This window comes from Paraburkholderia sp. GAS42, from assembly GCF_050436565.1.
GTDB lineage: Bacteria > Pseudomonadota > Gammaproteobacteria > Burkholderiales > Burkholderiaceae > Paraburkholderia.
Genome location: NZ_JBNDML010000008.1, coordinates 1 through 13,471 on the forward strand (window position 1 = coordinate 1; position 13,471 = coordinate 13,471).

The following is a 13,471-nucleotide window of genomic DNA, read 5'->3' on the forward strand; positions in this document are numbered from 1 at the left end:
CCTGCCTGCCGGATGACCGCCGTGATTCGCCGATAGCCATACCGGCCACGGTGGGACGCGTAGATCGCCTGGATGCGTTGCTTGAGTGCGGCGTACCGGTCTCCAGCCTGACGCACCTTCTGCTGGTAGTAAAAGGTACTGCGCGCCAATCCCGCCACGTCCAGCAGGATGGCCAATGCATGGTCTTGCCTCAATTCGAGCACTACTTGCGCTTTGCGCGTCGTGTCTGACGTTGCTCCGCCCGAATCAAGGCATCGAGTTTTTTTAGGTAGGCCACCTCCGCGCGCAGGTACTCGTTCTCCTTGAGCAATTGCTCACGGGTACGGCTATCCGGGTCGGCGTCCGGCGGCGTGGGGTGGGCAGGCGGTGAGGTCGTCATCTTTGGGCGACGCCCCTTCGGGCGCGGTAACAATGCAGGGAAACCACCTTCATGATACTGGCGTTCCCAGCGAGCGACTGCGCCGGGATCCTTGATGCCCAGCATTAACCGCAGTTGCGTTCGCGACAGATGCTCCCGTTGCATACGCTCCAGCGCCTCGAGCTTGAATTGCGCGCTGTATTCCGTATGCCCCTTGCGGCGCAGCCCCGCTGGACCGTGCAGCTCGTATTCCGCAATCCATTGCTGCGCGAGAGTACGTGCTACCCCGTACTCTCGCGCCAGGGCACCGGTTCCGATACCTCCTGCCAGGTATCGCCTTACTACTTTGAGTTTGAGCTTCGCGTCGTGCTTCGCCATGAAAAAACCCCAAGGGTCGGATCTATGTCCAACTCTTGGGGTTCAGTTCAGCGCGAGTGGCGCATGCAGCCTTTTTCACACAACCAGCAGATTAACAGGTGAGCTTACTCACCCAGATAAGCAGCCCGCACCTTCGGATCATCGAGCATCTTCTTCGCGTCACCCGTCATCGTGACGAGACCCGAGTCCATCACATAGCCACGATTCGCCGCCTGCAACGCCAGACGCGCGTTCTGCTCGACCAGCAGCACCGTCATGCCTTCGGAGGAAATCGAACGCACCACTTCGAAGATCTTCTCGACCATGATCGGCGACAGACCCATCGACGGCTCGTCCAGCAGCAACAGCTTCGGGCGCGAGATGATCGCGCGCGCCATCGCCAGCATCTGCTGCTCGCCGCCCGAGAGCGTGCCCGCGTACTGCGTCGCACGTTCCTTCAGGCGCGGGAAGAAGCCGAACATGCGATCGACGTCCTTCTTGATGCCATCCGTATCGTTGCGCAGGTACGCGCCCATCTGCATGTTCTCGACAATCGACATGCGTGCGAAGATGCCACGGCCTTCCGGCACCATCGCCAGACCGCGCTTGAGCAGTTCATGCGCCGGCAGCCCCTTGATCGACTGGCCCATGTACTCGATGTCGCCAGCCGAATACGGCTTAAGACCCGTGATGGCCTTCATCGTCGTCGTCTTGCCCGCGCCGTTCGCACCGATCAGCGTGACCAGCTCGCCCTGCGCGACTTCGAGGTCGATGCCCTTGACCGCCTGAATGCCGCCGTAATTGACCTGAAGGCCCTTGATTTTCAACATTGCCGTAGCCATCAGTGGACCCCCGCGCCGAGATAAGCCTCGATCACCTTCGGGTCCTTCTGCACATCATGCGGCAGACCCTCAGCAATCACCTTGCCGTAATCGAGCACTGTCATGCGGTTGCACAGGCCCATCACCAGTTTCACATCGTGTTCGATCAGCAGGATCGTCTTGCCGTCCGAACGGATCTTGTCGAGCAGCTTCGTGAGTTCCACTTTCTCGGTGGCGTTCATCCCTGCAGCCGGCTCGTCGAGTGCGAGCAGCTTCGGATCGGTCGCGAGCGCACGTGCGATTTCCAGACGACGCTGGTGACCGTACGACAGGTTGCGCGACGTGTAGTCCGCGTATTGCAGCACGCCAACGTACTCCAGCAGTTCAAGCGCACGCTCCTTGATCTCGCGCTCTTCCTTGCGCTCGGACGGCGTCTGGAACACCGCGCCCAGCAGACCGTGCTTCGTCCGCACGTGGCGCCCGACCATCACGTTTTCCAGCGCGGTCATGCCGCCGAACAGACGGATGTTCTGGAACGTTCGCGCAATCCCCGCCTTCGCCACCTGATACACCGCAGTCGGCGTGTAGTTCGTGCCATCGAGCCTGAAGTCGCCGGAATCCGGCGTGTACAGCCCCGTGATCACGTTGAAGAAGGTCGTCTTGCCGGCGCCGTTCGGGCCGATCAAACCGTAGATCGTCCCTTCCTCGATCTGCAGACCGACGTCGGAGAGGGCCTGCAGGCCGCCAAAGCGCTTGTTCACGCCCTTGACGGACAAACGGATTTTTTTATCGCTCATATGATTTCTCCTGTGTCGACCCGAGTTAGCGCTTTAGCGCTTACTCGGGTCCCATGCATAGCTGTCGACCCGAGTTGGCGCTTTAGCGCTTACTCGGGTCCCATGGCCTCAGGCACGCACCGGCTTCTTGCCTGCGCGCTTCGCGATTTTCGCAATCTTGTCCTCATGCTTCGGCGACGGCCACAGGCCTTCCGAGCGGTACAGCATGATGAGCACCATCGCGAGGCCGTACAGCAGCTGACGGATCACTTCCGTGTCGACGATTTCGTGACCGAAGATCGCGTTCTGCAGCGGACCCATCGTCGAGCGCAGGAATTCCGGGAACACAGCGAGCAGCACCGCGCCGAGAATCACGCCCGGGATATGGCCCATACCGCCCAGCACCACGCACGCCAGCACCACGACCGATTCCCAGAACGTGAACGATTCCGGCGACACAAAGCCCTGGAACGTGCCGAACATCGCGCCCGACAGGCCGCCAAACGACGCGCCCATCGCAAACGCAAGCAGCTTCACGTTACGGGTGTTGATGCCCATCGCCTTCGCGGCGATTTCGTCTTCGCGGATCGCGGCCCATGCGCGACCGATACGCGAGTGCTGCAGACGCGTACACGTCCAGATCACGACCAGCGAACACAGCACGAACAGGTAGTAATACATGTACACGGACGGGAACGAGAACCCGAGGAACGTGTGCGTCTGCGCGAGGTTGAAGCCCGCGACGTGGATGGGATCGATCCCCGTGATCCCCTTCGGGCCGTTGGTGATGTTCACCGGACGGTCGAGGTTGTTCATGAAGATCCGGACGATTTCCCCGAAACCCAGCGTCACGATCGCGAGATAGTCGCCTCGCAGACGCAGCGTCGGTGCACCGAGCAGGATCCCGAAGATCGCCGCGAGCCCCATCGCGAACGGCACGATGATCCAGATCGGCGTATGCAGGCCGGCCGGGAACAGATGCGCGATCCATTCGAACTGCGAGGTCAGGTGCGGCGAGCTCAGCAGCGCTGCCGAGTAGGCGCCGATCGCGTAGAACGCGATGTAGCCCAAATCGAGCAGGCCGGCGAAGCCGACCACCACGTTAAGACCCAGCGCGAGCATCACATACAGCATCGCGAAGTCGAGCACGCGAACCCAGTAGTTGCCGCCTGCCGCGCCGATGATCATCGGGGCCGCGATCACGAAGATCGCGGTGATGATGCCGACGGTCAGCGTCTTCGTCAGGTTCTTCTCGGGGATGAGCGTCGTCGACGGCTCGATCGGTTGAATTGAGGTCATGTTCTTCTACTCCTTATGCTCGATCCGCGACACGTTCGCCCAGCAGGCCCGACGGACGGAACACCAGCACGATGATCAGCACGATGAATGCGAACACGTCCTGGTAGTTACTGCCGAATACACCACCGGTCAGGTTGCCGATGTAGCCCGCACCGAGCTGTTCGATCAGCCCGAGAAGCACGCCACCGACCATCGCGCCGCCAAGGTTGCCGATCCCGCCCAGCACCGCCGCGGTAAAGGCCTTCAGGCCGGGGATGAAGCCCATGTAGAAGTGCGCGTTGCCGTATTCGGACGCGATCATCACGCCAGCCAGCGCGGCAAGCGCCGAGCCGATCATGAACGTCGCCGAGATCACGAAGTTCGGGTTCACGCCCATCAGGCTCGCGACGTTCGGGTTCTCGGCGATCGAGCGCATTGCACGGCCGAGCTTTGTCTTGTGCACGAGCAGCAGCAGGCCGCCCATCACGAGGAACGCCACCACGATGATCACGATTTCAGTCACCGAGATCACGGCGCCAGGCGTCGTATCGGTGGCCTTGATCACGTTGATCGGATCGGTGGGCAGCAACTGCGGGAACGGCAGCGGGTTACGCGACCAGATCATCATCGCGAGCGTCTGCAAGAGGATCGACACGCCGATGGCGGTGATCAGCGGTGCAAGACGCGGCGCCTTGCGCAACGGACGGTAGGCGACCCGCTCGATCGTGTAGCCCACCACCGCGCACACGACGGCGGCGATGATCAACGCGATGCAGAGCGTGGCCGCGTTGCCGAGGCCAGGGAAGTGGTTCTGCAGCACGCCGATGGCTGAGAGCGCAACCATCGCGCCCACCATCAACACATCGCCGTGCGCGAAGTTGATGATGCCCAGAATGCCGTAAACCATCGTGTAGCCCAGTGCGATGATGGCGTAGACACTGCCAAGCACCAGTCCGTTGAGGATCTGCTGGATGAAGATATCCATTTAATGCTCCTTAGCCCGTGCGACTGGATTCGCGCTCGTCATCCGGCCGGTGGGCGAGGATGCATCACGGAATCGCAACGGCACTGCGGGTACTGATAAAAGACCGGTAAGGGTTATCCGCTCCGGATTCGCGTGGCGACTGTGTTGCAGCAGCCGGCTCGTCCGATGCGGATGCAAAAACGGCACCGTTAGGTGGTTCGGTGCCGTCAGGCTATGACTATCCCGTCATCACATCTTCACGACGTCGAGAACCGCTTTCTTGCCGTCCTTGAAGTCGTAAAGCGTAATGGCGCCCTCTTTCAAATCACCCTTGTCGTCGAATGCGATGTGGCCGATTACACCGTTGTAATCGGTAGAGGGCATCGCAGCCAGCACCTTGGGCGCGTCGATCGAATTGGCGCGCTTCATTGCATCGACGATCACGTACACAGCGTCATACGTGAACGGTGCGTAAATCTGCACCGGCGTGTGGAAGCGGTCGTCGTACTTCTTCGCGAAGTCCGCTCCCTTGTCCATCTTCGAAAGCGCCAGTCCCGCTTCCGAACAGACCAGGTTCTGCACGGCGGTTCCCGCCAGCTCCCCTACCTTGTCGGTACACACACCGTCGCCGCCAAGGATTTTTGCCCTGATTCCGAGCGCCGCCGCCTGCTTCGTGAACGGCCCGCCCGTTGCATCCATGCCGCCGTACATGATCACGTCCGGCTGAACACTCTTGATCTTCCTGAGGATGGTTCCAAAGTCCACGGTCCGCTCAGACGTGGCTTCGCGCGCAACAATCTTCGCGCCGCTTGCCACGACTGTCTTCGCAAACTCATCGGCCAGTCCCTTGCCGTAGACGGTCGCATCGTCCACGATCGCGATGCGTTTCGCGCCGAGCGTCTTCGTCGCGTAGTTGGCAAGCGCCGGGCCCTGCTGCGCGTCGGTCCCGACCACGCGATACGTCGTCTTGAAACCTTGCTGCGTGTAACCCGGATTCGTCGTCGACGGCGAGATCTGCACGATGCCTGCATCGCTATAGATCTTCGACGCCGGAATCGAAACGCCTGAATTCAGGTGCCCGACCACCGCGACGACATGATCGCCGACGAGTTTTTCCGCAACTTCCGTGCCCACTTTCGGGTCCGCAGCGTCGTCCTGCGCGTCGAGTTCAAGGTGAATCCGGCGGCCATCGATGGTCAGACCCTGAGTATTGATCTCTTCGACCGCGAGGCGCGCACCGTTCTCGTTATCCTTGCCGAGGTGCGCAATGCCGCCCGTCAACGGCGCGGCATGACCGATCTTGACGATAGTCGCATCGCTGGCGGGCGCAGCCGCTGCCGGCGCAGCCGAAGCAGCCGTGCCCGCCTCGCCATCACTCTTCTTGCTGCACGCGGCCAGCAGCGCAACCGCGGCTGCGACGGTCACAACGTGAGCAAACTTGACTCGCATTAAATAGGTCTCCTGCGCCTTGCAAAATCCAATGTCTGGGGCCCGGAGGCCCTGAGAACGCGCGCATTGTAACTCCAATTATGCGATAGGCAATATTGTTGAACCGGCAGGGTTTTCCTGCATTGCAACCGTATTTTGGGATCAATAGTGGTGAATTGGCGCAACCCGGTTGCGACATTTATCCGTGCATCAGTTGCACCAGCATCGCCGCCCCGGGCATCAAGTGTTGCAGCAATCTTTTTTGACGCCTGATGCCAGCGCGCTTCTATTGGATTTGCGATTTATCTGTAAGGCCGATTCCGCCGCACTATGTTGGTGCAATTAATCGTACTTGATCGATTCGTTTGATACGAAATTGGGGCTCAATCGTAATTGGCGGCGAAAAAATTTATCAAAAAATATGCGGAAATTTGCGTGCCGAGGTCTTCGATCGATGCTTTTGACGTGGTGTGGCACTATTTTTCGAAAGCCGTCGCCTGTCGGCGGAAGATAAAAAAAACGCGCCCTGGTGGACGCGTTTTGTTGTGCAGCCAGACGAAACCGGGGTCAGGCCGGCAGCCCCAGCCCGCGCGGCAGCGGAAACGCGATGTTTTCTTCGATGCCTTCAAGTGCGCGCACGTTGCGCACACCCAGTTCGTGTAGACGCGCGATCACGGCCTGCGCGAGCGCCTCCGGCGCCGACGCGCCAGCGGTCACGCCAATCCGGCGCTTGCCTTCGATCCAGGCCGGATCGATCTGCGTCGGCGAATCCACCATATAGGAAGGAATGCCGCGCTTTTCGGCCACTTCGCGCAACCGGTTCGAGTTCGAACTGTTCGGGCTGCCCACCACGATCACGACGTCGCATTGCGGCGCCATGAACTTCACCGCATCCTGACGGTTCTGCGTCGCGTAACAGATATCCTGCTTCTTCGGCTCGCGGATCGCCGGATACTTCGCCTTCAGCGCGGCGATGATTTCGGCCGCGTCATCGACTGAAAGGGTGGTCTGCGTGACAAACGCAATACGCTCCGGGTCTGGCAGCGCAAGCGCCTGCACGTCGTCGATGTCTTCGACGAGATGCATGCCTTCGCCAGCCTGCCCCATTGTGCCTTCGACTTCAGGGTGACCCTTGTGGCCGATCATTACGATATCGAACCCATCGGCGCGCATCTTCGCGACCTCGATGTGCACCTTGGTCACGAGCGGACAGGTCGCGTCATACACGCGCAGCCCGCGCGACTCGGCTTCCGTGCGCACCGCCTTCGACACGCCGTGCGCGCTGAAGATCACCGTATTGCCAGCCGGTACTTCCTCGAGCTGCTCGATAAAGATCGCGCCCTTCTTGCGAAGGTCCTCGACAACATAGGCGTTGTGGACAATTTCGTGGCGCACATAGATCGGCGAGCCATGCAGCTTGATGGCGCGCTCGACGATTTCGATCGCGCGATCGACGCCTGCGCAAAACCCGCGCGGCTGCGCCAGCAGGATTTCGGCTTCGGCCAGAGTCGTATCCGTGATGCTCATGTTTACAGGATTCCGATGATTTTCACTTCGAACGCCAGCGCCTGGCCAGCGAGCGGGTGATTGAAATCGAACAGGGCGGACGTTTCGCCCACTTCCTTCAGCACGCCCGCATAGCGTCCGCCGCCAGGCGCATTGAATTCGACGAGATCGCCGGGAGAAAAATCCTCACCAATCATGCTGTTTTCGCGCAGGGTGGCGAGCGACACGCGCTGGATCAACTCCGGATTGCGCGGGCCGAAGGCCTGCCCCGGTGCTAGCTGAAAGGCCGAATGGTGGCCGACCCTCAATCCCAGCAGAATATCTTCCAGTGGCGGCGCCAGCTGGCCCGCGCCCAGCAGCAGCGTGGCGGGCTTCTCGGTGAAGGTATTGATGATCTCGGCGCCATCGGCGAGTGAGAGCCGGTAGTGAAGCGTGACGTGCGAACCCGGTTTCACTTCGGAAATGTCGATGATGCTCATGCAGTACTCGTTCGGTCGACGCGCTGCGCGTGCGCCAGGGGCGCGATGCGCGCGGTGGCAACGGAAGTGCCGTGCGCAAAGGCACTATTGTAAGCCACATATCCAGTGGCGGTCGTGCGCTTCCCCGCATGCCGCCAGCAACGGCCGCACAGGCGGCCTCTCCCGAAGGACGACATCATGCATGACACCGATGACCTCACGATGTCCAGCGACCTCACCATCGAAGCCCCGCCCGGGCCGGCCGCGCCGAGCCGCTGCAGCGACTGGCCTTCGCGCGACATGCCGCGTGAGCGCCTCCTGGAAGCGGGCCCGGGCGCATTGTCGGATACGGAATTGATCGTGCTCGTGCTTGGCTCAGGGCTGCCTGGACAGAACGTCTTCGAGCTGGCGCGGGCGCTGCTGGCCCGTTTCGGCTCATTGCGCGCGATGCTCGACGGCACGCCAGCCGATTTTGACGGCCTGCGCGGCATCGGGCCGGCCAAGACCGCACAGCTACTCGCCATCGTCGAAATGGCGCGCCGCGGGCTGGCCGAAAAAATGCGCGAGCGGCCGCTGATCGATTCGCCTGGCGCAGTCGAAGATTACCTGCGGCTACTGATCGGCGCACGGCCGTATGAAGTGTTCGTCTGCCTTTTCATGGACGCGCGACACAGACTGATCCGCTCGGAAGAAAGTTCGCGCGGCTCGCTCACTCGCATCGCGGTCTATCCACGCGAAATCGTGCGTCGGGCGCTCACATTGAATGCGGCGAGCCTGATCGTGGCGCATAATCACCCCTCCGGCGCCGTCAAGCCCAGTGCCAGCGACCGTCGCCTCACGCGTGTCCTCCGTGAGACGCTGGCTCTGGTGGATGTGCAACTGATCGATCATCTTGTGATTGGCGTGCACGAAACGTTCTCCTTTGCCCGCGCCGGATGGGCCTGAACGCCTTTTTGCGACCCTGCAAGGGCGTCGCGGACAGGCGTCACAGCCTGTTGGCAGCCGCAAATAAGGTTTGATTTATCGGGTTTTTTCCTGCTAGAATCACGGTTTGCCTGTTTCCAACCCTGTTCCGAAGCCACCAAGGCCTTCCGGGAAGCGCCGAACGATCTCAAGCATCGCTCTTCTTTCCTGGATACTTTCACGGCGTTCGAACTCAGAATTAGCGTATTAGGAGTGCTCTCATGGCACGCGTATGCCAAGTAACTGGGAAAGCGCCGATGAGCGGCAACAACGTTTCCCACGCGAACAACAAGACCAAGCGTCGTTTTCTCCCGAATCTGCAGAACCGCCGTTTCTGGGTCGAAAGCGAAAACCGTTGGGTGCGTCTGCGCGTCTCGAACGCCGGTCTGCGCCTGATTGACAAGAACGGTATCGACACCGTGCTCGCAGATCTGCGCGCACGCGGCGAAGCCTAAGGAGTAGATCATGGCAAAAGGCGCACGCGACAAGATCAAGCTGGAATCGACCGCTGGTACGGGTCACTTCTACACCACCACGAAGAACAAGCGCAATATGCCGGAAAAGATGGCGATCATGAAGTTCGATCCCGTCGTCCGCAAGCACGTTGAGTACAAGGAAACCAAGATCAAGTAATCTTGCTTTCCGTTGTTCGACGACGGTTTGACGACAAAAAGCCTCGCACCTGTGCGGGGCTTTTTGTTTTTCCGCGCCCGCACTCCCCTTCCGATACGGTCGTTCTTCGTTAGCCGTTCGGCCAGCTTTCCCTCCAGTTGCGCGACGCGGTATCCTCTAATGCTTACCGACATGCCATTTGGCGCGTTCACGTCGCAAACAAGAGAGAAAGAGACACGGAGAGGCAGGACATGAATTTCGATGTAGCGATTGTCGGCAGCGGGCTGGCTGGTCTGAGCGTCGCGCTGAATCTCGCCGAGACGCGGCGCGTCGCCGTCATCGCCAAACGCTCAATGACCGAAGGCGCCAGCGACTGGGCGCAAGGCGGCATTGCCGCAGTGCTCGATTCCGCGGATAGCGTCGAGAATCACGTCAGCGACACGTTGATCGCCGGAGGTGGCCTCTGCGACGAAGCCGCTACCCGCCACATCGTCGAGCACGGGCGCACGGCCATCGAGTGGCTGATCGCGCAGGGCGTGCCATTCACCAAAGACGACGCGGCAGAACTGGGATTCCACCTGACGCGTGAAGGCGGCCACAGCCATCGCCGCATCATTCATGCCGCAGACGCCACCGGCCACGCCGTGGTCACGACGCTCAGCGAGCGCGTGCGCCACCATCCGAATATCACGCTGCTCGAAGACCACTGCGCGATCGACCTGATTACCTCAGACCGGCTCGGCCTGCCAGGCCGGCGCTGTCACGGCCTGTACGCGCTCGATATCGCGAGTGGCCGCACCGTGACCATCGAGGCACCCCACACCGTCCTCGCGACGGGCGGAGCGGGCAAAGTCTATCTGTACACCACCAACCCCGACACGGCGACGGGAGACGGCACAGCGATGGCATGGCGCGCAGGGTGTCGCGTGTCGAATATGGAATTCATCCAGTTTCATCCGACCTGTCTGTTCCATCCGTACGCGAAGTCGTTTCTGATTTCCGAAGCCGTGCGCGGCGAAGGTGGTATTTTGAAGCTGCCCGACGGCACCCGCTTCATGCCGAATCACGACGAGCGCGCTGAACTGGCACCGCGTGACATCGTCGCGCGTGCGATCGACTTCGAAATCAAGAAGCGCGGCATTGACTGCGTCTACCTGGACATCAGCCATCAGCCAGCTGCGTTCCTGCAGGAACACTTTCCGACCATCCTTGCGCGCTGCCTCGAATTCGGCATCGACATCACGAAAGAGCCCATCCCGGTCGTACCGGCGGCCCACTATACGTGCGGCGGCATCGTGACCGATCTTGCCGGGCGCACCGATCTGGCCGGTCTGTACGCGGTCGGCGAGACCTCGTGTACCGGCCTGCACGGCGCGAACCGGCTGGCCAGCAACTCACTGCTGGAATGTCTGGTTATCGGCAGATCTGCGGCGGCGGCGATCGAGGAGGAAGGGTTCGGTGCGGCCGTCCACGCGCCACTGCCCGATTGGGACGAAAGTCGGGTCTCGGATCCCGACGAAGAAGTCGTCGTCGCACATAACTGGGACGAACTGCGGCGACTGATGTGGAATTACGTCGGCATCGTGCGCACCGACAAGCGGCTTGCGCGCGCAAAGCATCGGCTGGCGCTGCTGCGCGACGAGATCCACGAGTACTACGCGAACTTCAAGGTGAGTCGCGATCTGCTTGAACTGCGCAATCTGGTCGACGTGGCCTCGCTGATCGTCGATAGCGCGCGTTCGCGTCGCGAAAGCCGCGGCCTGCACTTCAGCCGCGACTGGCCGGCGGCGCTGCCAAAAGCACTTCCCACGGTGCTCTCACCGGAACGCGTACCGAATCGCACGATTTGAGGCGCAAAAAAACCCGCAGCGATGCGGGTTTTTTTACGGCCAACGCGAATTGGTCGAATCAGAGCAATCGCATCGAGTAGTCGGTCGCCCGGACGTCCTTCGTGAGCGCACCGATCGACACGCGATCGACACCGGTTTCCGCAATGGTTCGTACCGTGTCGAAATTCACGCCGCCTGAGACTTCAAGCACTGCGCGGCCCGCAGTGATACGAACGGCATCTCGCATTGCGTCGAACGTGAAGTTATCGAGCAGGATCGACTGGGCGCGATGCGCAAGCGCCGTCTCTAGTTGCGCGAGCGTCTCGACCTCGATCTGGATCGGCACGCCCGCGTTCAATGCAAGCGCCGCGTTCATCGCCAAACCGACACCGCCGGCTGCGGCGATATGGTTTTCCTTGATCAGAATGCCATCGTACAACGCGATCCGCTGGTTCGCGCCGCCGCCAACCCGCACCGCATACTTCTGCGCGAGCCGCAGACCCGGTAGCGTCTTGCGCGTATCAAGAATGCGCGTGTGCGTATGAGCGATCGCGTCCACGTAGCGCCGCGTCACAGTGGCAACGCCCGACAGCAGTTGCAGGAAGTTCATCGCATTGCGCTCGGCCGTCAGAAGTGCGCGCGCCGGCCCGCGCATTTCGCACACCGTCGTGTCGGCTGTCATGCGATCGCCTTCGCGATAACGCCATTTCACGCCGATACGCGGGTCGACCCGATGCATGACCTCGATGAACCACGACACACCGCACAACACAGCATCTTCGCGCACGATGATCCGCGCATCGCGCAGATCATCGGCGGGCACGAGCAGGCCGGTCAGATCACCGTCGCCGACGTCTTCGGCAAGTGCATCGGTGACATTGCGAACAATCGCCGCATCAAAAGCGTCGCCGTACTGGGCGCGGATTTCCGCGAAGAGCGGAGAAATCGCCTCCGACCAGGCAAATTCAGACGCGCCCATCATGCCGCCCCTACATTCGAAAACAACGATGTATCGCGCGCGAGATCGCCACTCGCCTGCACGCGCTTCTTATGCTGCGCGGCGAATGCAAGCATCCGGTCGATCGGCAGACGCGCACGCTCGCCAATCGCGCGATCTACGGCAATCTCGTTGTGCCCGCGCTCCAGCACATCGGCGAGATTGACAAGACCGTTCATCGCCATCCATGGGCAATGCGCGCAGCTTTTGCAGGTCGCGCTATTGCCGGCCGTCGGCGCTTCGATGAACGTTTTGCCGGGTGCCGCGAGCCGCATCTTGTGAAGGATGCCCAGATCAGTCGCAACAATAAAGTGCGTTGCATCGAGACGTTTCGCGGCGTCGATCAGCTGCGTGGTCGAGCCGACGACATCTGCCTGCGCGACCACACCCTCTGGCGACTCCGGATGCACCAGCACCTTCGCGCCGGGATACTCGGCGCGCAGCAAATCGAGTTCGATACCTTTGAATTCGTCGTGAACGAGACAGGAACCCTGCCACAGCAGCATGTCGGCGCCGGTCTTCTTCTGGATATAGCCGCCGAGGTGGCGATCCGGTGCCCAGATGATCTTTTCGCCGCGTGCGTGCAGATCGGCGACGATTTCGAGCCCGATCGACGACGTCACCATCCAGTCCGCGCGCGCCTTCACGGCCGCACTGGTATTCGCATAGACGACCACGGTGCGATCCGGATGCGCATCGCAGAATGCGGAAAACTCGTCGACGGGACAGCCGAGATCAAGCGAACAGGTCGCATCGAGATCCGGCATCAGAATGCGCTTATCCGGACTCAGAATCTTCGCCGTCTCGCCCATAAAACGCACGCCGGCAACGACCAGCGTCTGCGCTTCGTGATCACGGCCGAAGCGCGCCATCTCCAGCGAATCGGCGACGCAACCGCCTGTCTCGTCGGCCAGTTCCTGCAGTTCGGCGTCCACGTAGTAGTGGGCGACGAGCACCGCCTTTTCGCGCGCGAGCAGCGCACGGATGCGCGCTTTCAGCACAACTTTCTCTTCCGCCGAGGGCACGTCGGGTACTTTCGCCCATGCCTGACCGACGCCGCACGTCAAACCCTGCGTCTGCGGCCGGTCGTATTCGACGCTCCTGATTACCTGATTCATGATCTC

At 61.1% G+C, this 13,471-nt stretch carries 15 protein-coding genes; 4 read left to right on the forward strand and 11 right to left on the reverse strand.

Going from position 1 to position 13,471, the window contains the following annotated elements:
• The 9 genes from P3T16_RS13770 to P3T16_RS13810 form a co-directional block, all read right to left on the reverse strand.
• Positions 1-203: IS3 family transposase (locus P3T16_RS13770; protein WP_429342713.1), on the reverse strand; the 203-nt coding region annotated here is incomplete at its 3' end.
• Positions 203-736, reverse strand: a complete 534-nt coding sequence (locus P3T16_RS13775; protein ID WP_429342714.1) for a helix-turn-helix domain-containing protein — start codon at positions 734-736, stop codon at positions 203-205. The genes P3T16_RS13770 and P3T16_RS13775, both read right to left, overlap by 1 nt.
• A 104-nt stretch (positions 737-840) precedes the next feature.
• Entirely contained in the window at positions 841-1,557 is a 717-nt protein-coding gene (locus tag P3T16_RS13780; RefSeq protein ID WP_429254580.1) for an ABC transporter ATP-binding protein, read from the reverse strand.
• A complete protein-coding gene (locus P3T16_RS13785) occupies positions 1,557-2,333 on the reverse strand; it encodes an ABC transporter ATP-binding protein (RefSeq protein ID WP_429254581.1) in 777 nt (258 codons plus the stop codon). Before P3T16_RS13785 ends, P3T16_RS13780 begins: the two co-directional genes overlap by 1 nt.
• A 108-nt stretch (positions 2,334-2,441) precedes the next feature.
• Positions 2,442-3,611 carry an ABC transporter permease subunit gene (locus P3T16_RS13790; RefSeq protein ID WP_429342715.1) on the reverse strand — a complete coding sequence of 390 codons (1,170 nt, stop codon included), beginning with the start codon at positions 3,609-3,611 and terminating at the stop codon, positions 2,442-2,444.
• A 13-nt stretch (positions 3,612-3,624) separates the two neighbouring features.
• A complete protein-coding gene (locus tag P3T16_RS13795; protein ID WP_429254583.1) occupies positions 3,625-4,575 on the reverse strand; it encodes a branched-chain amino acid ABC transporter permease in 951 nt (316 codons plus the stop codon).
• 228 nt (positions 4,576-4,803) lie between these two features.
• Positions 4,804-6,003: a branched-chain amino acid ABC transporter substrate-binding protein gene (locus P3T16_RS13800; RefSeq protein WP_429342716.1), complete on the reverse strand. Its 1,200-nt coding sequence runs from the start codon at positions 6,001-6,003 to the stop codon at positions 4,804-4,806.
• 546 nt (positions 6,004-6,549) lie between these two features.
• Positions 6,550-7,509, reverse strand: coding sequence for a 4-hydroxy-3-methylbut-2-enyl diphosphate reductase (ispH, locus tag P3T16_RS13805; RefSeq protein WP_429254585.1), 960 nt, complete (start codon positions 7,507-7,509; stop codon positions 6,550-6,552).
• 2 nt (positions 7,510-7,511) lie between these two features.
• Complete coding sequence (locus P3T16_RS13810) at positions 7,512-7,967, reverse strand: FKBP-type peptidyl-prolyl cis-trans isomerase (RefSeq protein ID WP_429342717.1); 456 nt, start codon at positions 7,965-7,967, stop codon at positions 7,512-7,514.
• A gap of 201 nt (positions 7,968-8,168) precedes the next feature.
• Here P3T16_RS13810 and radC point away from each other — a divergent pair, with 201 nt between their 5' ends.
• The 4 genes from radC (at position 8,169) to nadB (ending at position 11,371) form a co-directional block, all read left to right on the forward strand.
• A complete protein-coding gene (gene radC, locus P3T16_RS13815) occupies positions 8,169-8,891 on the forward strand; it encodes a RadC family protein (RefSeq protein WP_429342853.1) in 723 nt (240 codons plus the stop codon).
• 239 nt (positions 8,892-9,130) lie between these two features.
• Complete coding sequence (gene rpmB, locus P3T16_RS13820; protein WP_007586227.1) at positions 9,131-9,364, forward strand: 50S ribosomal protein L28; 234 nt, start codon at positions 9,131-9,133, stop codon at positions 9,362-9,364.
• Positions 9,365-9,374: 10 nt separating this feature from the next.
• Positions 9,375-9,542 (forward strand): 50S ribosomal protein L33, encoded by a 168-nt coding sequence (gene rpmG, locus P3T16_RS13825; protein ID WP_121281636.1) that lies wholly within the window; start codon positions 9,375-9,377, stop codon positions 9,540-9,542.
• A gap of 230 nt (positions 9,543-9,772) precedes the next feature.
• Entirely contained in the window at positions 9,773-11,371 is a 1,599-nt protein-coding gene (gene nadB / locus P3T16_RS13830) for an L-aspartate oxidase (protein ID WP_429342718.1), read from the forward strand.
• Between the two features lie 58 nt (positions 11,372-11,429).
• On the opposite strand, the gene nadC is transcribed toward nadB, so the two are convergent.
• Together nadC and nadA are read right to left on the reverse strand one after the other, a co-directional pair.
• Positions 11,430-12,329, reverse strand: coding sequence for a carboxylating nicotinate-nucleotide diphosphorylase (nadC, locus tag P3T16_RS13835; protein WP_429342719.1), 900 nt, complete (start codon positions 12,327-12,329; stop codon positions 11,430-11,432).
• On the reverse strand, positions 12,329-13,465 hold the full coding sequence (nadA, locus tag P3T16_RS13840; RefSeq protein WP_429342720.1) for a quinolinate synthase NadA: 1,137 nt from the start codon (positions 13,463-13,465) through the stop codon (positions 12,329-12,331). The genes nadC and nadA overlap by 1 nt, the downstream gene beginning before the upstream one ends.
• Between the last annotated feature and the right edge of the window lie 6 nt (positions 13,466-13,471).

Excerpts from the sequence above, each read along its gene's own strand:
- P3T16_RS13775 (WP_429342714.1), bottom strand. The coding sequence starts at position 736 with ATGGCGAAGCACGACGCGAAGCTCAAACTCAAAGTAGTAAGGCGATAC.
- P3T16_RS13780 (WP_429254580.1), bottom strand. The coding sequence starts at position 1,557 with ATGGCTACGGCAATGTTGAAAATCAAGGGCCTTCAGGTCAATTACGGC.
- P3T16_RS13785 (WP_429254581.1), bottom strand. The coding sequence starts at position 2,333 with ATGAGCGATAAAAAAATCCGTTTGTCCGTCAAGGGCGTGAACAAGCGC.
- P3T16_RS13790 (WP_429342715.1), bottom strand. The coding sequence starts at position 3,611 with ATGACCTCAATTCAACCGATCGAGCCGTCGACGACGCTCATCCCCGAG.
- P3T16_RS13795 (WP_429254583.1), bottom strand. The coding sequence starts at position 4,575 with ATGGATATCTTCATCCAGCAGATCCTCAACGGACTGGTGCTTGGCAGT.
- P3T16_RS13800 (WP_429342716.1), bottom strand. The coding sequence starts at position 6,003 with ATGCGAGTCAAGTTTGCTCACGTTGTGACCGTCGCAGCCGCGGTTGCG.
- ispH (WP_429254585.1), bottom strand. The coding sequence starts at position 7,509 with ATGAGCATCACGGATACGACTCTGGCCGAAGCCGAAATCCTGCTGGCG.
- P3T16_RS13810 (WP_429342717.1), bottom strand. The coding sequence starts at position 7,967 with ATGAGCATCATCGACATTTCCGAAGTGAAACCGGGTTCGCACGTCACG.
- radC (WP_429342853.1), top strand. The coding sequence starts at position 8,169 with ATGTCCAGCGACCTCACCATCGAAGCCCCGCCCGGGCCGGCCGCGCCG.
- rpmB (WP_007586227.1), top strand. The coding sequence starts at position 9,131 with ATGGCACGCGTATGCCAAGTAACTGGGAAAGCGCCGATGAGCGGCAAC.
- rpmG (WP_121281636.1), top strand. The coding sequence starts at position 9,375 with ATGGCAAAAGGCGCACGCGACAAGATCAAGCTGGAATCGACCGCTGGT.
- nadB (WP_429342718.1), top strand. The coding sequence starts at position 9,773 with ATGAATTTCGATGTAGCGATTGTCGGCAGCGGGCTGGCTGGTCTGAGC.
- nadC (WP_429342719.1), bottom strand. The coding sequence starts at position 12,329 with ATGGGCGCGTCTGAATTTGCCTGGTCGGAGGCGATTTCTCCGCTCTTC.
- nadA (WP_429342720.1), bottom strand. The coding sequence starts at position 13,465 with ATGAATCAGGTAATCAGGAGCGTCGAATACGACCGGCCGCAGACGCAG.